The organism is Deltaproteobacteria bacterium (assembly GCA_020848905.1).
Lineage (GTDB): Bacteria > Myxococcota_A > Polyangia.
Map to the genome: position 1 here is coordinate 91,192 of JADLHG010000019.1, position 21,432 is coordinate 112,623.

A 21,432-nucleotide genomic window follows, 5' to 3' on the forward strand; every position below is an offset into this window, starting at 1 on the left:
CTACCGGTAGAGCCAGACCCGGAGCAGCGAGATGAGCTGGTCCGCGTCCACCGGCTTGGCCACGTAGTCCGAGGCCCCCGCCTCGATGCACTTCTCCCGGTCCCCCTTCATGGCCTTCGCCGTGAGCGCGATGATCGGCAGCTTCTTGTACTTGGCCATCTTGCGGATCTGCCGCGTGGTCTCGTAGCCGTCCAGCTCGGGCATCATGATGTCCATCAGCACGGCCTCGACCCCCGGCCCCTTCTTGAGCTGCGCGATGGCGTCCTTGCCCGTCTCGGCGTAGCTCACCTTCATCCCGTGGCGCTCGAGCACCGTGGTCAGCGCGAAGATGTTCCGCACGTCGTCGTCCACCACCATGACCGACCGCCCCGCCAGCGCGGTATCCGTCTGCTGGAGCTTCTCCAGCACCTTGCGCTTCGGCTCGGGCAAGTTCGCCTGCACGCGGTGCAGAAAGAGGCTCGTCTCGTCGAGCAGCCGCTCCGGCGAACGCACGTCCTTGACCACGATCGCCTCGGCCATGCGCCGGATCTCCGTCTCCTCCCCCTTCGAGAGGTCGCGCGCCGTATAGATAATGATCGGCAGCTCGGTCAGCTTCAGCTCGTCCTTGATCCTGTGCAGCAGATCGATCCCCTTGATGTCGGGCAGACCCAGGTCCAGCACCATGCAGTCGAAGGGCTCGCTCGCCAGCGCCGCCAGCGCCTCCTCGCCCGTTCCGACCGCCGTGGCCCGCACGTCGTGGTTGCCGATCAGCTCCAGGATCGCCGCGCGCTGCCGCTCGTCGTCCTCCGCCACGAGGAGCCGCCGCACCGGCCGGTCCACGAAGCGCGCGATCTTCTCCAGCGCCGCCTCCAGCGCCTCCCGGCTGGCCGGCTTCTGCAGGTAGGCCATCGCGCCGAAGGCCAGGCCCCGCTGGACCTCGTCCGAGACCGAGATGATGTGCACCGGGACGTGGCGGGTCCGCGCGTCATGCTTGAGCCGGTCGAGCACGATCCAGCCGTCCCGGTCCGGCAGCTTCAGGTCCAGGGTCACCGCGTCCACCTTGTACTGCGCGAGGAGCGTCAGCGCGTGCTCCACCCTTCCCGCCACGAGCCCCTTGAAGCCCCGGTCTCGCGCCATGTCGAGCAGGATCCGCGCGAAGGAAGCGTCGTCCTCCACGATCAGGAGCACCCGGTCCTCGGGCTTGACCTCCGCCCGATCGTCGGGCACGCGCTCCTCGTCGGCCTCCGCCAGCGCCGCGGCCGGCACCAGCCCCACCTCGCCGTTGACCGTCACGGGAGCCAGAACCGGCGCCGAAGGCCTCGCCTCCGGCTGCATTCGCGGGCTCTCGCCCCGCGACGGCGGCGTCCGCCCCTCCCCCTCGCTCCGACCCTGCCTCCGCGGACGCGGCGGCGCGACGTAGCTCAGCGGCAGATAGAGCGTGAAGGTGCTCCCCTCGCCCGGCGCGCTCTCGAGGCGGATCTGCCCGCCGAGGAGCCCCGCGATCTCCCGGCTGATCGAGAGCCCGAGCCCGGTCCCCCCGTACTTTCGGCTCGTGGACCCGTCCGCCTGCTGGAAGGCCTCGAAGATGATCCGGTGCTTCTCCTTGGGAATGCCGATCCCCGTGTCCGTCACCGAGAACGCCACTACTCCGTCCGCGCGAGAGAGGATCGCGTGGTCCTCGCTCCAGCCGCCCGCCGCGCGCGCCATCTTTAGCGTGACGCCTCCGCGCTCGGTGAACTTGAAGGCGTTCGAGAGCAGGTTCTTCAGCACCTGCTGCACCCGCCGCCCGTCCGTGCGCATCGACTCCGGCAAGAGCGGGTCGACTTCGATGGCGTAGTCGAGCCCCTTGCTCACCGCCGTCTGACGGAAGGTGCGCTCGACGAACTCCGCCACGTCCTTGAAGCGCACGTCCCCGAGGTCCACCTCCATCGTGCCCGACTCGATCTTCGAGAGATCGAGGATGTCGTTGATCAGCTCGAGCAGGTCGGTCCCCGCGCCGTGCACCGTCTTCGCGTACTCGACCTGCTTGGGCGTGAGCGTCCCCTCGACGTTCTCGCCGAGGAGCTTCGACAGGATGAGCAGGCTGTTGAGCGGCGTGCGGAGCTCATGGGACATGTTGGCCAAGAACTCGGACTTGTACTTGGAGGTGAGCGCGAGCTGCTCGGCCTTCTCCTCGAGCAGCGTGCGGGCCCGCTCCACCTCCTGGTTCTTCTTTTCCACCTCGCTCTTCTGCTCGCCGAGGAGCACCGCGCGCTCCTCCAGCTCCTCGTTCGCGGCCTGGAGCTCGGCCTGCTGCTTGCGCAAGAGCTCCTCCGACTGCTGCAGCGTGTGCGCCTGGGCCTCGAGCCGCTTGTTGGTCTCGGTCAGCTCCTCCTGCCCGCTCTGCAGCTCCTCGGTCAAGGCCTGCGACGATTTCAGGAGCTCCTCGGTGCGCATCGTGGCCTCGATCGTGTTGAGCACGATCCCCACGCTCTCGGCGAGCTGCTCGAGGAAGGTCAGGTGCGCGTCACTGAAGCGGTTGAACGACCCGAGCTCCACCACTGCCTTGACCTGCCCCTCGAAGACCACCGGCAGCACCACCACGCTGCGCGGCGTGGCCTCGCCCAGCCCCGAGCTGACCTGGACGTAGTCGCTCGGCACGTCGCTGACGAGGATGCGCTCCTTCTCGAGGGCGCACTGCCCCACCAGCCCCTCCCCCAGCTTGAAGCGGTTCGAGAGCCCCTTGCGGTCCCGGTAGGCGTACCCGGCGAGCAGCCGGTAGGTGACCCCGTCCCCCATGTGCGGCGCGGTCGCGGTGTCCGTCTCCTGCAGGTAGAAGGCCCCCTGCTGCGCGGTGACCAGGGTCGCCACCTCGGAGAGCAGGCTCTTGGCCACCGTGAGCATGTCCCGCTGCCCCTGCATCATGCGGGTCAGCCGCGCCAGGTTGGTCTTCAGCCAGTCCTGCTCGGTGTTGCGATGCGTGGTCACCTGCAGGTTGCGGATCATCTGGTTGATGTTGTCCTTGAGCGCCGCCACCTCCCCCGAGGCGTGCACCATGATCGAGCGCGTCAGGTCCCCCTGCGTCACCGCCGTGGAGACCTCGGCGATGGCCCGCACCTGCGTGGTCAGATTCCCGGCCAGCTGGTTCACGTTGTCCGTCAGGTCGCGCCAGATCCCCGCGGCGCCGGGGACGTGCGCCTGCGCGCCGAGCTTGCCCTCGATCCCCACCTCGCGCGCCACGCCGGTCACCTGATCCGCGAAGAGCGCGAGCGTATCGATCATGGCGTTGATCGTGTCGGCCAGCTCCGCGATCTCCCCCTTCGCCTCGAGCACCAGCTTGCGCTTGAGGTCCCCGTTGGCCACCGCCGTCACCACCTTGGCGATCCCGCGCACCTGCGTGGTCAGATTCGAGGCCATGAAGTTCACGTTGTCGGTCAGATCCTTCCAGGTCCCGCCCACGCCCCGCACCGAGGCCTGCCCGCCCAGCTTCCCCTCCGTGCCCACCTCGCGGGCCACGCGCGTCACCTCCGAGGCGAAGCCGTTGAGCTGGTCCACCATCGTGTTGACCGTGTTCTTGAGCTGCAAGAGCTCCCCTTTGGCCTCGGCGGTGATCTTCTTCGAGAGGTCCCCTCCGGCGATGGCCGTCGTCACCTCGGCGATGTTCCGCACCTGCTCGGTCAGGTTGGCGGCCATCCCGTTCACGTTGTCCGTCAGGTCCTTCCAGGTCCCGCCCACGCCCTTCACGAAGGCCTGGCCGCCCAGCTTCCCCTCGGTTCCGACTTCACGCGCCACGCGCGTCACCTCCGACGCGAAGCCGTTGAGCTGGTCCACCATCGTATTGATCGTGTTCTTCAGCTCGAGGATCTCGCCCTTCGCGTCGACGGTGATCTTCTTGCCCAGGTCCCCCGTGGCCACGGCCGTCGTCACCTCGGCGATGTTGCGCACCTGCCCCGTCAGGTTCGAGGCCATCCCGTTCACGCTGTCCGTCAGGTCCTTCCAGGTCCCCGCCACTCCGCGCACGAGCGCCTGCCCGCCGAGCTTCCCCTCGGTCCCCACCTCGCGCGAGACGCGCGTCACCTCCGAGGCGAAGGAGCTGAGCTGATCCACCATGGTGTTGATCGTGTTCTTGAGCTGCAGGAGCTCGCCCTTCACCGCCACAGTGATCTTCTTGCTCAGATCTCCGTTCGCCACCGCGGTCGTCACGTCGGCGATGTTTCGCACCTGCCCCGTCAGGTTCGAGGCCATCCCGTTCACGCTGTCGGTCAGGTCGCGCCAGGTCCCCGCCACGTCCCGCACCGAGGCCTGCCCCCCGAGCTTCCCCTCGGTGCCCACCTCGCGCGCGACGCGCGTGACCTCCGAGGCGAAGGAGCTGAGCTGGTCCACCATGGTGTTGATCGTGTTCTTCAGCTCGAGGATCTCCCCCTTCGCGTCGACGGTGATCTTCTTGCCCAGGTCCCCGTTGGCCACCGCCGTCGTCACCTCGGCGATGTTCCGCACCTGACTCGTCAGGTTCGAGGCCATCCCGTTCACGCTGTCGGTCAGATCCTTCCAGGTCCCCGCCACGCCGCGCACGACACCCTGGCCGCCGAGCTTCCCCTCGGTTCCGACTTCACGCGCGACCCGCGTCACCTCCGCCGCGAAGGAGCTGAGCTGGTCCACCATGGTGTTGACCGTGTTCTTCAGCTCCAGCATCTCGCCGCGCACGTCCACCGTGATCTTCCGGTTCAGGTCCCCCTTGGCCACCGCCGTCGTCACCTCGGCGATGTTTCGCACCTGCCCCGTCAGGTTCGAGGCCATCGAGTTCACCGAGTCGGTCAGGTCCTTCCAGGTCCCAGCCGCCCCGCGCACCACCGCCTGCCCGCCGAGCTTTCCCTCCGTCCCCACCTCGCGCGCGACGCGCGTCACCTCCGCCGCGAAGGAGGAGAGCTGATCCACCATCGTGTTGATCGTGTTCTTCAGCTCCAGCATCTCGCCGCGCACGTCCACGGCGATCTTCTTCGAGAGGTCCCCGTTCGCCACCGCCGTCGTCACCTCGGCGATGTTCCGCACCTGGCCGGTGAGGTTCGAGGCCATCGAGTTCACGCTGTCGGTCAGGTCCTTCCAGGTACCGGCGATCCCCCGCACCACGGCCTGGCCGCCGAGCTTCCCCTCGGTGCCCACCTCGCGCGCCATGCGCGTCACCTCCGCCGCGAAGCCGCGGAGCTGCTCCACCATCGTATTGATCGTGTCCTTGAGCTCCATGATCTCGCCCTGGGCGTCGACCGTGATCTTGCGGGAGAGGTCTCCGTTCGCGACGGCCGTCGTCACCTCGGCGATGTTTCGCACCTGGCCTGTCAGGTTCGAGGCCATCCCGTTCACGCTGTCGGTCAGGTCCTTCCAGACGCCGCCCACCCCCTTCACGTCGGCCTGCCCACCGAGCTGGCCCTCGGTGCCCACCTCCCGCGCAACCCGCGTCACCTCCGCGGCGAAGGAGCTGAGCTGATCCACCATCGTATTGATGGTCTTCTTCAGCTCGAGGATCTCCCCCTGGGCATCGACCGTGATCTTGCGCCCCAGGTCCCCGTTCGCGACGGCCGTGGTCACCTCGGCGATGTTCCGCACCTGATTGGTCAGGTTCGAGGCCATCAGGTTCACGCTGTCGGTCAGGTCGCTCCAGACTCCACCCACCCCCTTGACCACCGCTTGCCCGGCGAGCTTCCCCTCCGTACCGACCTCCCGCGCGACGCGCGTCACCTCCGACGCGAAGGAGGAGAGCTGATCCACCATCGTGTTGATCGTGTCCTTGAGCTGGAGCAGCTCCCCCTTGGCCTCGGCGGTGATCTTCTTCGAGAGGTCCCCCCCGGCGATGGCCGTCGTGACGTCGGCGATGTTTCGCACCTGCCCCGTCAGGTTCCCGGCCATGCCGTTTACACTGTCCGTGAGGTCCTTCCAGACCCCCCCTACTCCCTTGACCACCGCCTGCCCACCGAGCTGCCCCTCGGTACCGACTTCCCGCGCGACGCGCGTCACCTCCGAGGCAAACGAGCTGAGCTGGTCCACCATCGTGTTGATGGTCTTCTTCAGCGCGAGGATCTCCCCCTCCACGTCCACGGTCATCTTCTTGGTCAAGTCGCCGTTCGCCACGGCCGTCGTCACCTCGGCGATGTTTCGCACCTGCGCCGTGAGGTTCCAGGCCATCGAGTTCACGCTGTCGGTCAGGTTCTTCCAGACTCCCCCGATGCCCTTCACCTGGGCCTGGCCGCCCAGCTTCCCTTCGGTACCGACTTCACGCGCCACGCGCGTCACCTCCCCGGCGAAACCGTTGAGCTGGTCCACCATCGTGTTCATGGTGTTCTTCAGCTCGAGGAGCTCGCCCTTCACGTCCACGGTCATCTTGCGCGAGAGGTCGCCGTTGGCCACCGCCGTCGTCACCTCGGCGATGTTCCGCACCTGGGCCGTGAGGTTCGAGGCCATCAGGTTCACGCTGTCCGTCAGGTCTTTCCAGGTGCCCCCGACCCCCGGCACGTCGGCCTGTCCGGCGAGCCTCCCCTCCGTCCCCACCTCGCGCGCGACGCGCGTCACCTCCGAGGAGAAGGCGCGGAGCTGATCCACCATGGTGTTGATCGTCTCCTTCAGCTCGAGGAGCTCGCCCTTCACGTCCACCGTGATCTTGCGCGTGAGGTCGCCCCGCGCCACGGCGATGCTCACCTCGGCGATGTTCCGCACCTGGCTCGTCAGGTTCGAGGCCATCGAGTTCACGCTGTCGGTCAGGTCCTTCCAGGTCCCCGCCACGCCGAGCACGACGGCCTGACCGCCGAGCCTTCCCTCGGTACCGACCTCACGCGCGACGCGGCTCACCTCGAGAGAGAAGGTGCGGAGCTGGTCCACCATGGTGTTGATCGTGTCCTTGAGCTGCAGGAACTCGCCGCGCACGTCGACCGTGATCTTCTTCGAGAGGTCCCCGTTGGCCACGGCCACCGTCACGTAGGCGATGTTCCGCACCTGATCGGTGAGGTTCGCCGCCATGCGGTTCACCGAGTCGGTCAGGTCCTTCCAGGTGCCGGCGACCCCCTCCACGGCGGCTTGGCCGCCGAGCCTTCCCTCGGTCCCCACCTCGCGCGCCACGCGCGTCACCTCCGGGGCGAAAGAGGCGAGCTGGTCCACCATGCCGTTCACCACCCGCGCGGTGCGCAGGAACTCCCCCTTGAGCGGCCGCCCCTCGAGCTCGGTGGCCATGGTCTGCGAGAGGTCGCCGCGCGCCACCGCCCCGATCACGCGGGCGGTCTCTTGCGTGGGCTGCACGAGATCGGTGATCAGCCCGTTCAGGGAGTCCACCGCGTTGTTCCAGGTGCCGCTCACCACCCCGAGGGAGAGGCGCTGGCTGGTCTGCCCCTCTTTCCCCACGGCCACCGCCACGCGCTCGATCTCGCTGGTCACCAGCTGGTTGCGCTCGATGATCTCGTTCAGGGTGTCCGAGATCTTGCCGGCGAGCCCCGTGTGCTCGACCGGCATGCGCGCGGTGAAGTCCCCCTTCTTCACCGCCGTGAGCACCGCCAGAAGCTGCTTCAGGTCCAGCACGTCGGTGCTGCCACCACCCAGCGTCTCGGTTTCCATGCGATCCCCTTTTCGCGCAGCCAGCCCCGCGCGTCCCCGATGTTCAAGCCCCGGCGCGGCTCTGCTGCCGCCCACGGAGCCCGTGCGCTTCGTTCTGGAAAGGAGACTGCCCCCGAGGTCAGAAAGAACCCGCCGTCCGTCACCATCCGCACCGGCTGGGCTCCCACGCCCCCCGGCGCAAGAGACCTTCCCCACCACCATCTACCAGAGGCCCGATCTTCCTCCCCGACGGGAGGATGTCAAGGGAGGTGGCGCGGCACCGACGGGGGAGGGCTCAGGCGGCCGGGTGGAAGAACTCCCCGAGGCGCCAGATGAGATAGAGGAGCTGGAGGTTGCAGCCGCTGCAGTAGTACTCGCGATCGGTCGGGAGGGCCCTGCGCCCGTCCATCCAGTGGTGCAGGACGCGGCCACCGTCGAGGAGGTGGGTGCGGAGGAAGGCGAGGATGTCGAGCACCTCCTGCCTGAAACCGGGCTCGCCTGTCACCTGATGAAAGATCGCCAGCGCGAGGAGGGTGTAGTTCTGCGCCGAGAGCGTGGTGTAGTCGTCCGTCTTGGCCCCCATCCACTCGGCGCTGTAGGGGGACCGGTAGCGCCCCTCGCCCTTCACCTTCAGGGGCTGGATCGCGCGGTGCAGATCCCGCGCCTGCTCGAGGAGGTCGCGTCGCCCGGTGAGCTGATGCGCCCGCAAGAGCCCGAGCATCTGCATCACGTTCGGATAGAGGAAGAGCCCCGCGCGCGTGGACGAGAAGCGATAGTAGCCGCGCGCGGCGTCGTAGCCCTTCTTCCGGCAGCTCTCGAGGATCTCCAGCCCGTTCTTCGTGCGTCGCTCGCGTTCGGCGCCGCTCTCGGCCAGCGCCAGCTCGAGGTCCAAGAGCGCCAGCCCCCCGCAGACCGTCGTCGGCCCGTAGAGCTGCATGTGCAGGCTGTTCAATCCCTCGGGCTCGGGCCAGTAGTCGTACGTCTTGGCCAGCACCCGCAGGACCGCCAGGATCTTGTCGAGCTTCTCGGCGCGGGCCGCGTCGTGCTGCCGCTGCTGCGCCTCGATGAGCCCCATCGCGGCCATCATCACCTCGGAGAGCTGGTCGAGGAGCGAACCGATGTCCGCGAGGGCCCGCTTCAGCGTGCGCTCGTCGTGGGCGAGACTCTCCTCGGCCAGCGCGAGCTGCGCAGCGTTCTTCCCGGCCGCTCCGTAGCGCAAGAGGAGCCCGGGGCCGTACGCCGCGGCGTCTCCCTGATCGAAGGGCCAGTCCCCCTGCTGCGGCCGCTCCGACGTGCTCGTCAGGTGCGAGAGCACCGAGCGAAAGAGCTCCGCCTCGTAGGCCGGCTCCGGACCGTCCGCGAGCCCCGGCGAGACCGGATCCCCGTCGCAGGCCGCCAGGCCCGCCAGGCCGAGCAGGCCAAAGAGCGCCAGGGCGGATGCCGCCGAGGCTCGAGCCGTGTCCATCTGACCCATCGCTCCTGCTCCGCGCGTCGTCCTCGTCGAGAATCCCCTACCTTCAGGCTGACAAGCCGGCCGACCGGCGCTATACCTGCCCCGCCAACTGCCCGGGAGACTCCCATGTTCACCACTACTCTACGCCACTCGCTTCCTCTCGTGCCGCTCCTCTTTCTGGCCGCGCCGCTGCGTCCGGCCCTGGCGCTCGACCCCGAATACGTGGCGGTCCCCAAGCCCGCCGCCGGGGCGAAGAAGGAAGGCTGGGACGGCGAGCTTTCCCTCGGAGCCTCGACCAGCCTGTCGAGCGCGAGCAACACCGTGGGCAAGCCCGACGGCGTCTCCTTCGGCCTCGGGCTCACGGTCACCTCGGGCCTGGATTTCCGTCGGGGGAGCCACGAATGGCGGAACAGCCTGACGCTGGGAGAATCCTTCGCCCGCACGCCGGCCGTGGACGCCTTCGTCAAGACCCAGGACGCGCTGGCCTTCGAGACGATCTACCTCTACAAGGTTCGCCCCATCCCGTGGTTCGGCCCCTTCGCGCGCGCCACCCTGGACACGTCGCTCTTCAAGGGCATCGACGTGCGGCCGACCGACACCATCTATTCCATCGCGCAGACGGACGGCTCGACGCGCGTGGTCTCCTCGCAGCGCCTGCGCCTCTCCGACCCCTTCAAGCCGCTGATGCTCAAGCAGTCGGTGGGTGTGCTCGCCCGACCCACGAACACGCCCGCGGCCGAGGTCGAGCTCCGACTCGGCTTCGGCGCCCGCGAGATCTTCGGCAACGGCCAGCTCGCGATCACCGACGACGCGACCACCAAGGACCTCGTCGAGGCCAAGGACCTGACCAACTACAGCCAGGCGGGCGCCGAGTTTCTGGCCCTGATCAAGGGCGCGCTCTACGGCGGCAAGGTCACCTACCGCGCCGGCGCCGAGTTCATGATCCCGTTCCTCCGCACCGACGAGAAGTCCGGCAAGAGCGCCTTCGAGCTGGCCAACATCGAGCTCGGGGCCAAGCTCTCCTTCAAACTCGTGAGCTGGGCCTCGCTCGACTACGAGCTGAAGGCCGTGCGCCTGCCCCAGACGGTGGACAAGTTCCAGCTCCAGAACAACCTGCTGCTGACCTTCGCCTACGCGCTCGTCAAGCGCGAGGCCCCGCCGGCGACGGCCGCGAAGGCACCGTAGCCGCGAAGACGCCGTAGCTTTCGCCCCTAGCTGTACCCGTAGCGAAACGTCCTCACATCTCCGCGGGAAACCGATACCGCGAGCAGCGGTGCTGGGCACGAGTGCGGGCGGCGGTGGGCGCATGCGGACGGTGACGTGCGTCGGTGCGCCGGGGAGGATGGCTGGCGACGGGAGGTGGCGCGAGAGCGCGGGCGGCGGTGGGCGCACGCGGGCGGGAGAGGTGCGTCGGTGCGGCGGGGAGGGGGTTGTTTGCGTGGGTGTGGTTCCTGCAAAGACCTCGCTGACACCCCCTTTCTCGTTCCTTCGTGTTTGTGTGTGCAAGGAGACCGCTTGACGAAAGACCAGCACTCTGCTAGTATTAGCCTTAATCATGCTGGCGCGCAAACGCAAATCCTCCTCGGGCGGTCACCGTTCTTTTGGCACACGTGCGTTGGCGGGTTCTGCGACCCAGCTTCCATTGCCTATGCGGGAGGCGACGGGTTGGGGCGGGAAGCGGAAGGGCGCGGGGCGGAAGAAGCAGCCGGGGAGCGGGCTGCCGCATCGGGAGCGACCGCTCCTGGCGAGCCGATTCCCGGTGCACGTCACGATGAAGGTGGTGGAGGGGCTGCCGAACCTGCGGAGCAAGAAGCAGCTCCGGGCGATCGAGAAGGCCTTCGTGAGGTCCGCGGGGCGGTTCGGCATGAACCTCGCCCACTACTCGATCCAGAAGAACCACCTGCACCTCGTGACGGAGGCCAAGGACCGGGACGTACTGATGAAGGGACTGCGGGCGCTGGCCATTCGCCTCGCGCACGCGCTGAATAGGACCGTGGGCCGCAAGGGGCGGGTCTTTCGGGACCGCTACCACCAGCACATCCTGCGCACACCGAGTGAGGTGCGCGCAGTCCTCTCCTACGTTCTTCAGAATCGACGCAAGCACGCACGTGCGCGCGGCAAGTGGGTCCCGCGGAGGGACCTGGACGCGTGCAGCTCGGCTCGCTACTTCAACGGCTGGAAGGACCTCACTCCGGTGCCGCCGACGGGACCATCCCCCGTCCTGCCGCCTCGGACGTGGCTCCTGCAAAGGGGCTGGAAGCTCCGGGGGCTAATCTCCCTCGGGGCGGTACCGGGCTCGTAGCGCGCCCGCCTGCGGATCAGGGTCAGCTCCCGCGCAGCGTGGCGCAGGCGCCCACGACCTCGCTCACGAACCCGTCGAGGGCCGCGCGCAGCACCGGTAGCTCGAGGCCGGCCACGGGCGCCGGAAGTCGCTCGGTGACCTGGAAGAGCACGTCGGGCCGCACGCGCAGAAGCACGAGCCGCGGCGGTCCCGAGAGCACCGCGAGCACCGCCGGCCAGTGGCCTTCGCCGCGCGCCTCGAGGTGGCCGACCTCGAGCAGCACGGCATCGAGGCCTGGGGCCAGCACCCAGGAGCGTCCACGCTCGAGCGCCTCCCGTTCGAAGCGGTAGTCGCAGATCTCGGGCTGCCGGGACCACTTCGCCACCGGAATGCGTGCTCCCGTCGCGAGGTCCAGCAGATCGTAGGCCCAGACCCCCTCTGGAGGGGCCTCGTCGGTGGTCCCCTTCGGGGGAGCGGAGGACGCCCGCACCTGGAGCGCGCCACCCACCCGAAAGCCTCCCGCGCGCAGCCCCTCCATGACGCCGAGCGTCGCCTCGTGCTTGCCGTGCTCGGTGCGACCTACGATCGCGGCCCAGGGATTCATGTCTACATCACCTCGGCCTCTATCCTACGCCCCGATCAGCCGATCTACCAGCGCCCGCGCCCCGGCACGATCCAGCGTCGCGCGCTCGGGCTCCATCTGGTGGCAGTGCAGCGTGCGTACGCAGCGCGGACAGCCGGCGCCATCGCAGCACGCGCCGTCGAGGAGCTCGCGCACGAGCGAGAGCGCCTCGCGCAGCCGACCCAGCTCGAGCGCCCGCGCGTAGCCGGCGCCGCCGGGGAAGGTGTCGAGGCAGAGCAGCGCCGGACCGCGCCCTGCCAGCTCCGTCGTGTGCGCGAGGTGGAGCCCCTCCTCGCCGCAGTCGAAGAGCGCCTCGAGCGCGTTGCGCAACAGGTGCACGAGCGCGTGGAGCGCCGCCTCGCTCGCCTCGCCTCCCGTGGTGAGCACCCGCGCGAGCGAGCGATAGCGCACCTCGATCGGCGCGAAGGTCACGAGCGTGCGGAGCGCGCCGGTCGGCCCGTGATGGCGCGTGGCGGTGATGCGCTCCTCGACGGCCACGGAGACGAGCCCGCCTTCCAGCGTCGCCCCGCCGAGGCTGAGCGGCCGGAGCAGCTCGGGCTGCTCGAGCGAGACCTTCAACTCGCGGACCCGCACGCCCATCAGCTCCTCGTCGAGCAGCGCGGCCGCGAGGCGCTCGCCCGGCTCGTAGCGTCCCGGGGTCCACGGCAGGACGTACCGCTGGCCGCGGTAGTGGAGGACCGCCCCCGGGAAGGCCACGAGAGGGGCCCGGGCAGCGTCCAGCCGGCGGAGCACGGTCCCGGTCGCCTGATCCACGACCTCCACCGGCGACGAGCCCACGGTCTCGGCGCTCGCACGCGAGCTCCCCGCCGCCTCGCGCAGACAGAGCTCGCCTCGCGTGGCGAGCCCGAGCGGCTCACGCTCCAGGCGCCGCGTCTCTCGCGCGACGAAGAGCCCGTCGCGCCGCGCGGCCTCGACCACCTCCGCGCCGAAGACCTGCCGCGCCCAGACCTCGTCCACCGGGGCAGCAAGGAGCGCCTGATGTAGATGATGGGTCCCGAGCTGCACGTGCTGCCGTTCGGCCACCAGCGTGCGCCCGAGGGTCGCGAAGCGCTCGAGGCGCCGCAGGTCCGTCGCGATCCACGCCGCCACGGGCTCAGGGCGGACCAGCAGCACGGCCGTGGGATCGCTCGAGCCCTCGCTCCACGCGCCAAAGTGCGTGAGCGCCACCGAGAGACGCGCCGCGTGCGTCGCCGCCAGCTCGACCACGCCGACCGCCGCGTCCTCGAGCGGCACCGGCGAGACCCCCGACCGCCCGGCCGCACTCGCCTCGCGCGCGAGCTGCGCCCGCGAGAGCGCCGCGAAGCCGAGAACCGTCGCCGGCAGCCCGAGCGCGGCCGCCTCCGCGAGCGCCCGCGCCGCGCCGCCCACCACCGCCTGCCCCGGGGCCTGCCCCGCGTGGAGCGCCAGAGGCCGCGTTGGCCCGCTCGCCCCTACCACGAGCTCGAGCTCGGCGCCGAGGAGCTCCTCCGCGTGACGCGCCACCTCGCACACCGGCTCGCCCACGGTGGCCAGGAGTCGGGGAGCGCCCCGAAGCCGCGCGAGCACGGCCCAGAGGCGCCGCGTGAGGTAGCTCAGGTTCGCGCCGCGCAGGCCCGAGTGCCGCTCGAGATCCTCCACCACGACGAGCCCGAGGAGCTCGAGGAAGTAGGCGCTGTCCTTCGGCGTCGAGAGCAGGCGGTCGAGCGCGTCCGGGTCGGCGAAGGCCAGGACCGGGCTACGCTGCTCGGCGAGGAGCCGCACGAGCTCGGGACCCGCGAGCGTCGAACGGAGGTTGTGCCGCCAGGCGGTCCCCGCGAGCAGCCCCCGAAGGTGCGCCTCCCCCTCCGTGGCCGTCTCGGCGTCTCGGGCCACGACGAGCGTGTTTCGCCCCTCCGCGAGCGCGCGCTCGGCCGCCGCGAGCCAGGCCACCGTGGTCTTGCCGGCCCGCGGGGGCGCCTGCAGCAGCACGCGCCGCCCGTCGCCACGGAGCCGCTCGAGCGCCTCCCGCTGATGCGCGTAGAGGTCGCGTCCGCGACAGAGCCCCGCCACGAGCTCTCCGAGGAGCGGCCCGGCCATCGCCGAGGAGGTCCCCGCGGCTGCCTCCGCCGCACGGGCGCTCCCCCACCGCGTGCCCTGGGCAGGCAGCTCGAAGCCCGCGCCACGCAGCGCGGCTACCCACGCCGCGGGCGACCCCGGTGCGCGCGCCTCGTCCTGCACCCTCGGCGCCGCCTCGGCCGCGGGCGCATCGACTCCGCCGAAGAGCAGGTTGACGGCCGCCCCCGCCACGCACGCGACCGCGAGCCCGTAGAGAAAAGGCAGCAGCGACACGCGCTGGCCCGCCGCGGGAAAGAGCTCGAAGAAGACCACGAAGAGCCCGAGCGGGGCCACGAGGAGCAGGGGCCCCATCCAGCCCCGGTAGCGCTCCTCCATGACCCGCAGGTCGCGATAGCCCGCGAGCGCGTAGATGCCGCGCCAGACCGGGTGCTCGTCTTCGAGTTCGGGGTCGAGACGCGCCGCGCGCCCGAAGAACCAGCACGCCTGCACGAGCGCGAGGTAGAGCCCGAGCGCCGCCCCCACCTTCATCGGCGCGGCCACGAGCGGCCGGTCCCCGAGCGGTAGCAGCGGCGCGAGCGCGTCGTGCCAGCCAAGGAGCGCCCGCTCGACGAAGGACTCGGCCGGCGTGGTGACGCGTTCGCCCACGAGCGCAGCCACCTGGTCCACCGTCGAGCCGAGCGCGTAGAGCCCCACCTCGAGAAAGCCTGCGAGGGCGAAAATCGGTCCGACGGAAACCTTCGGCTGGCGCCGCCGGAGGGTCCAAGCCAGCGCGGCCAGCACGGCGAGAAATCCAGCCAGGACGGCGACCGTGACGAGCTTCGACGCCCGGAGCTCGCTCATGCGCCACTCTCCGGGGCTGCGTGCCAGCGAATCGCGGGGGCCGCGATCCCCGTGACCAGCTTGAGCAGCACGACCCGCTCCCGCACGCCGTCGGTCGCGACCGTCTCCCAGCCCCCCCGCTCCTCCGCCGAGAAGCGGGGCAAGAGCGTGGCGAGCTCCTTCGCCCCCACCACGAGCCGCGTGGCCAGCCCCTGCCGCGTCTCGTCGGGGTCGAGGAAGACACGTCCCGCGAAGTCCACCTGGAAGTCGAGCCGCGCCCCTACCTCGGTGAAGAAACGCTCGAGCCGCGCGCGCGCGCGTTCGACGAGCTCCGGCTGGTCGAGCAGGCGTCCCTCGAGGAGCGTCGGGTAGTAGCCGGCGCAGCTCGCCACGAGTCCCCGCTCGTCGGAAAAGGGAAGCTGGCTCTCCCAGCCCTCGAGGGGGCGGCGCGTGCGCCAGTACTCGCCCGCCAGCTCGGGCAGGTCCGTGGGCTTGCGCTGCGTCGCCGCCAGCCGCGCGAGCTCCGCCCCGGGGAGCAAGCTCACCCGAAGCAGCGACCGATCGGCGAGGACCCCGGCCGGGTCTTCTCCCGCCTCCCGGTCGAAGACCACGCCGCTCGCCTGCTGCGCCGCGCGCAAGGAGAGCAACTGCACGTCGATCCCCGCCAGACACTCCTCGAGGCGCGCCAGACGATCCTCTACGTGCTTGAGCACGGCCACGAGCGTTCGATGCACCCAGATGTCGCACGCCCGCTCGAGCCGCGAGCCGTAGTACCCGAGGAGCGAGCCCTCCGCGCCGCGCGACAGCTCCTGCAAGAGCCGCTCGAGCGAGCCCTTCTTCCCCGAGTGCCCGACGAGGCCGCGGATCGTCCGCGTCGCGTCGAGCACGCGCCCCCCGAGGTAGACGAGCACGCCGAGCCCCGCCAGCGCCGCCCCGGTCCCCCACGCGTTCGGTGGCGTGAGCCAGCCGCGCAGCCGCGAGTCCGCACCGAGCGCGAGCAGCTCCGCCACGCGATGCAGGAGCGGCGCGAGGCACACGGTGGCGACGCCCCACGCCGCGAGCCCCCAGACGACGAGATGCCGTCGCCTGGGCTTCTTCCGGCACGCCGCCGCGCAGGCCCGGTAGCGCTCCTCGAAGCGGTCCAGCTTCGGCGCCTCACCGAGCGGAGCCTGCGCCCTCCGCGCCAGCGTCTCCTCCTCGGCGGCGAGGCGCTTGCGCAGATGCCGGAGCGAGAGGGCCGCGTCGGCCACGTTCCCTTGCGCCGGCCGCGCGAGCCGCTCCTCGACGAAGCGATCGATCCGCGCGCGCTCCTCGCGCACCAGCGCCACCCCGTTGGCCTCGACCTCCTCGATCACCTCCTCCAGCCGAAAGAGCCCGAGCTCGCGTTCGGCGCGGAAGAGCCGCTCGCGCTGCCGCGAGAACCACTCCTCGCCGTAGTGCGCGAGCAGCTCCTCCGTGTCCTCGAGGAGCCCCACGTCGCGAAAGGCCGCGGCGAAGTCGGGGCACTGGGTCTCGATCACCGCATCCAGGCGCTTGCGCCCCTGTTCGAGCGGGACGAGCTCGCGGTAGCGCGCGGGCCGGGCCAGCTCCTCCACCTCGGCTCCGCGCTCGGCCACCTCGGTCCGCTCGGGGCTGGCCCTCCGCACCCACTCGAGGAGCTCCATCGCCGTGCGCCGCGCCAGGTACCCCTCCAGCGCGCCGCGGTCCAGCTCGGCCGCCGCGCAGGCGAAGGTCGCGTACGGGTCCCGCCCCTTCTCGGGGAAGACCCGCAGCGCCTCGGCTCCCTCCAGCGCCCCGCACAGGAGCAGCTCGAGGAAGAGCGCGACCATCTGCCCGAGCTCGTCCCGCTCGAGGAGGTATCGCCCGGAGGACTCGCTGAGCACGTAGAGGTGGCTCACCGCCGCGGGCCAGCGCTCCTCGGCGTGCAAGGCCTCGAGCTGCGCGAGCGCCGCCCGGCTCGCCTCGGACCACGCCTCACCCGGCGCCGGCACGAGCAAGATCGGCTGGCAGAGAAAATTCGCCTGCGTCCCCTCGCGGTAGCTCTGAAAGAGGCTGGCGTAGCGACCGCGGACGAGCCCCATCAGCGCGTCGACCCCGCGCGGGACCTGCTCGGCCACCGCCGCGTCGGTCAGGTCGGCGAGCAGGACGACCCGGAGCACCGGCGGCCCCGCCGAGGCCCCCGCGGCGAGGAGCGCCCCGAGGCTGAGCTGTCGGTCCAGCGCCTCGCGCCAGACCTCGGCCCCGTCGAGCACCCCGGCGACCGCGCAGTTCGCCATCCGCCCGTCGGACTCGCGTCGCACGCGCCGACCGAACTGCTCCGCCGCCCCCTCGGCGAACCTCCCGCCGTGGAGGATCAAGGTCGGCTGGGACACCCGCAGTTTGCCGAGCTCGGCCATCGCGTCTCGGCGCGAGCTCAGGCCACCTGCACGAGGAGCTGCCGCACCACCTCCTGCAGCTCGCCCAGGAAGGTCACCTCCGTGCGGTCGGTCGGCCGCTTCGCCTGCTCGAGCTCCCACGCCCGGTCATCGAAGCTCTTCAGCCGCGCCTCGAGCTCCGCGCGCAGCGCCGCGCGATCCCCACCGAGCCGCGCCTCGCGCGCCCGCTCCGCCACCTCGCGCAGCCGCGCCGCCGTGCGCGCGTCCAGCTGCTGGTAGGCCGCAAACGCCTCCGCGTAGCCGCGCCCGAGCACCCCCTCGTGCCCGCCGTGCGACCACCGCCACTCGCCGTCCGTCAGCCGCACCGCCTCGCCGACGAGCGCCCACAGGAACGCCGTCTGGTCGGTGCGACGGGCATCGGTCCCCGCCGACTGCTTGCGCTCCTCCGGGTCGAGCTGCGCCAGCGCCTCTTCCCACGCCGCGTCCACGTGCAGCGGATACCCCCGGTCGCCCCGCCCCTTGGCCCGCACGTAGGCCTGCTTCATCTCGCCGTTCACGCGCCGGTAGAAGTAGAGCGGGATGCCGAGCTCCGCGCGGTAGAAGACGATGCGCTTCTCGTCGTCCCAGTCGTCGAGGAGCTGGTAGCCGCTCGTGGCCTTCGCGAGCGGCCCGAGCAGTCCGTCGGCGCCGCCAGCCTGGAAGTGTCCGTGCAGCCCCACGAGATAGATGTCGTTCGCCGCCACCACCGAGGCGTCGGACCCGAGCGCCTCGTCGAGCGTGGCCAGCACCGCGGCCTTCTCGGCGCAGAAGCGGAGCTTTTTCACCAGGTAGTCCTGGACCATCTCCTCCGTCGGCGCGTAGCTCGAGCGGTCCCTCGCGAGCTGGTCTCCGAGGAAGTAGCGCGCCTCGAGCCGGAGCGCGTCGTCGAGGAGCAGCCCCTTCTCCTTGCGGTCCGTCCCCCCCGCGCGGCGCCCCTTGATCAGCGGCTCGAGCTTTTTCCGCCCCATCTCCACGAACGCGCTGCGCAACCGATCCGCCACCTCGTCCGCCGTGGGGAGCACCTTCCGGCCGCGCTCGTCGGTGCGCGGCGCGAAGGCCCCGTTCATCTCGGCGAAGACCGCGTCCCGGTCGAAGAAGGCCAGCTCCGCCTCGCCGCTCCCCACGTGGTCGTCGAAGTAGCGCCCCCAGAGCCGCTTCCCCGTGAAGTCCTGCAGCGCCTCCACGTCGAGGACGTACTCCTGCGCTTCCCCCGCCCCTCGCGCCCCCTCGGCCGTGCCGAGCATGCGCTCCGCCTCCAGACCGAGGCCAGAGATGAGCTCGCTCGCCCGCGCCGTCACCGCTCGATAGACGTTCAAGAGGTCGTTGCAGCTCCCGAGCAGCGCGGCGAAGAAGTCCCGCGCGAACTCGGCCTCGAGCAAGAGCCGGTTCGCCTGGGCCAGCTCCTCGTTGAAGAAGCGCACGAAGTCGGTACGCGCCTCCTCGAAGTCCTCGTTTCGCCGCTTGAGCCGCTCGAGGAGGGTGTACTCGGCCGTCTTGAGCAGGAGCTCCTTCTTCCCCCGGAGCGCCTCGCGCACGTGGTCCGAGTCGAGCTGAAAGCGCGCCAGGTCCGCCCGCCGCGCGTCGCACTCCGCCAGCCGCTGCTCGAGGTGCTCCACGAGCCCGATGAGGAAGTAACGCTGCCCGAACGGATCCACCGCCTGCTCCTCGAAGAAGGAGCGCAGGAAGCTCCCCGACGAGGCGCTCCGCCCGTGCGCGTCCCGTAGCGCCCCCACCGCCGAGCGGGCCTTCGCCACCTCCTGCCTGAGATCCTCGACCTCGGCATCCACCTTGATGTTCTTGGCCGTGATGTCCACCGGCGTCATGGTGTGGAGCTCGATCGCGTCCTTGGCCTCCTTCAGCACCTTCTCCACCCGCAGGTCCAGCTCCGGCGCGAGCGCCCCGGCCTTCTTCTCGCGCCGCTCGCAGCGGTGCACGATCTGCGAGAAGGGTCCCTCGGGGTTGTCCGAGTCCTGCTCGAGCCGACCGAGGTAGCGCACGAACTCGCGGTACTTGTCGTCCACCACCTTGTTGCGCCGCTCGGCGCTCATGGCCTTGAACTTCGGGTCGTCGTAGTCCACCACGAACTGCCGCGCCACCTCCCCCGCGCGCTCGGGGAGCCGGAAGGTGAGGTAGCTCTCCATGGCCTTCTTCGCGTAGCGCAGGCAGCAGTACTCGAGCAGGTCGTCGTCGGGGAGCACGAGCACCGAGCAGCCGTAGCTCCCGTAGTGCACCGCGTAGCCGTGGGCCAGCGCCTTCTGGTGCTTCTCGTAGTTGTCGTACTCCCCCTGCTGCGTACCGATGATCGGCGAGAAGAGCTGCAGGTAGGCCGAGTCCGCCACGGCCTCCTTGTAGGCCGCGACGCTCACCGCCGCCGGGCTGTCCACCAGGTACACGAAGCCGAACGGCATGCGCCGCACCGTCGGCTGGTGCGCGAGATTCGGGTTGTAGTGGAACTCCAGCTCGCGCGCCTGCCCCTCGTAGCCGAGCTTCATCAGGTGCTCGAGCTCCATCAGCGCCGCGTACCCGTTCGCGTCGATGTCGGGCTGGAGCGCCCCTTTCACCACCCGATGAAAGAGCGACGGCAGGAGCAGCGTGGCGTAGACCTGCGGGATCCACCCGGCCGCCTCGATCAGCTCCTGCACCAGGTACGCGAGCGTGAGGAAGCCCCCCGAGCCCGTCCCCCCGGCGACCGATCCATAGATGAACGCGTTGAAGCGGCGCGGCGTGTTCCGCCGGAAGGGGTTGTCGTGGTCCTTGGCCTCGGAGATGGCCGCGTTCAGCTTCTGGATGATCTGCCCCCGGTCCCGCTCGAGCTGGTAGTAGAGCGAGAGCCGCGACTCGATCCGCACCTGCCCGGCGCCGCTCCCGCGCGTGGAGCGGAAGGTGTAGCTCTCGGGGAGCCACTGGCAGCAGAAGGGATCCCTCCCCATGTGCCCCTCGCCCCGCTTCTGCGCCACGTAGGCCCGCTTGTCGAAGTCGGAGATGAGGATGCGGTTGCCGGGCGGCACCCCGCGCAGGCGCTCCAGGTCCGAGATGTTGGTGTCCACGGCGAAGAAGTGGACCAGCCGGTCGTACTCGGCCCAGTTCCAGCGCCGACGTAGCTTGTCGCCGATGCGCTCGACGATCTGCGAGCCCGAGCCGCCGAGGCCGATGAAGAGGCTCGGCGAGACGCTACTGGTGTTCAGAAGCAGCTCTTCGTGGTGTGCCATGGGAAGCACCTTGCCGTGGGGGGATTGATCCCGAACGATACCGGCCGCCCGCTCAAGTGTCGAGTTTCGCTACCTTCGTCGCGCGACCTCTCAGCGCCCGCGCCTTTGCTACAATGCCCACCGTGCTCCTTGGCGCTTCACGTCCTCGCGGGCCGCGGCCCCTCCTCGGTGGCGCGCTGCTTCTGCTCGTGGGCTGCGCGGCCGGCCAGAGCGCGCCGAGCGACCGAGGCGTCCTCCCGCCGCCCCCCGACGCCCCCGGCATCCAGTTCGCCGACACCCTAGGACCCTGCCTCCCCGGCCGCCCGGGTTGCCCCACCCCCGACGGCAGCGCGCCACGGGACGGCCTCGGCTCCGACGGAGATGCGCGCGCAACGGACGGACCCCGGCGCGACGGACCCCGCACCGACGGCCCGCGCCGCGATAGCCGCCCGGCCGACAGCCGACGGCCCGACGCCCGACCTCCCGACGCCCGCCTCCCCGACGCCGCGCCGAAGCCCTGCGAGCTCACCGAGGGGAGCGCCGCCCGGTGGCTCGGGAGCTGCACCGGCCCCACCGGCTGCAGCACCGCCTTCTCCGACGATCCGGGCACCGTCAAGGTCGGCACCAGCTCGCTCCGCTTCGCCTGCACGCAGTGCGGCTTCGACAACACCGCGCGCCTCGCCGCTCCCGCCGGCGGCTGGAACCTGAAGAGCTACGCCTACGCCACCTTCTGGGCCCGGAGCCAGGTCCCCTCCAGCCTCGGCTGGCAGAACGGCGCCAACGGCAATAACCCCTGGCTCGTTCTGCGCGATGCCGCGGGGAATAGCCGCCGCAGCGAGCCCGCGGACGGCACCTTCGACTTCAACACCAGCCGCACGCAGTGGGTGCAGCTCCAGCTCCCCCTCGCGCCTGCCGCGAACTACAAGGTCACCGACGCAGGGGCCTTCGACCTGTCACGCGTCGTGAGCCTCGAGCTCCACGTCGACCCGTGGGACTTCGGCTTCACGCTCTGGCTCGATGGCCTGGCCTTCGGACCCGGGGTATTCTCTCAGTGCCCCTGACGCCGCCGC

At 70.4% G+C, this 21,432-nt stretch carries 9 protein-coding genes; 3 read left to right on the forward strand and 6 right to left on the reverse strand.

Annotated features, from left to right (window positions below; genetic code table 11):
• Together IT371_09410 and IT371_09415 are read right to left on the reverse strand one after the other, a co-directional pair.
• Positions 1–7,449 carry a HAMP domain-containing protein gene (locus tag IT371_09410; protein MCC6747862.1) on the reverse strand — a complete coding sequence of 2,483 codons (7,449 nt, stop codon included), beginning with the start codon at positions 7,447–7,449 and terminating at the stop codon, positions 1–3.
• 376 nt (positions 7,450–7,825) lie between these two features.
• A complete protein-coding gene (locus tag IT371_09415; GenBank protein ID MCC6747863.1) occupies positions 7,826–8,995 on the reverse strand; it encodes a hypothetical protein in 1,170 nt (389 codons plus the stop codon).
• 114 nt (positions 8,996–9,109) lie between these two features.
• Between IT371_09415 and IT371_09420 the strand changes: the two genes are divergently transcribed.
• Positions 9,110–10,168: a hypothetical protein gene (locus IT371_09420; GenBank protein MCC6747864.1), complete on the forward strand. Its 1,059-nt coding sequence runs from the start codon at positions 9,110–9,112 to the stop codon at positions 10,166–10,168.
• A gap of 463 nt (positions 10,169–10,631) precedes the next feature.
• Positions 10,632–11,285, forward strand: a complete 654-nt coding sequence (locus IT371_09425) for a hypothetical protein (protein MCC6747865.1) — start codon at positions 10,632–10,634, stop codon at positions 11,283–11,285.
• Positions 11,286–11,307: 22 nt separating this feature from the next.
• Here the strand turns inward: IT371_09425 and IT371_09430 are convergent, their stop codons facing one another.
• Genes IT371_09430 through IT371_09445 form a run of 4 tightly spaced genes read right to left on the reverse strand, consistent with a single transcriptional unit; the run spans position 11,308 to position 20,383 of the window.
• A complete protein-coding gene (locus tag IT371_09430; protein ID MCC6747866.1) occupies positions 11,308–11,868 on the reverse strand; it encodes a hypothetical protein in 561 nt (186 codons plus the stop codon).
• A gap of 24 nt (positions 11,869–11,892) precedes the next feature.
• A complete protein-coding gene (locus IT371_09435) occupies positions 11,893–14,781 on the reverse strand; it encodes a DUF1998 domain-containing protein (protein MCC6747867.1) in 2,889 nt (962 codons plus the stop codon).
• A complete protein-coding gene (locus IT371_09440; GenBank protein ID MCC6747868.1) occupies positions 14,778–17,156 on the reverse strand; it encodes a hypothetical protein in 2,379 nt (792 codons plus the stop codon). The genes IT371_09435 and IT371_09440 overlap by 4 nt, the downstream gene beginning before the upstream one ends.
• A 17-nt stretch (positions 17,157–17,173) precedes the next feature.
• Positions 17,174–20,383, reverse strand: a complete 3,210-nt coding sequence (locus IT371_09445; GenBank protein MCC6747869.1) for a hypothetical protein — start codon at positions 20,381–20,383, stop codon at positions 17,174–17,176.
• 122 nt (positions 20,384–20,505) lie between these two features.
• On the opposite strand from IT371_09445, the gene IT371_09450 reads away from it, so the two are divergent.
• On the forward strand, positions 20,506–21,423 hold the full coding sequence (locus IT371_09450) for a hypothetical protein (GenBank protein ID MCC6747870.1): 918 nt from the start codon (positions 20,506–20,508) through the stop codon (positions 21,421–21,423).
• Positions 21,424–21,432: the final 9 nt, after the last annotated feature.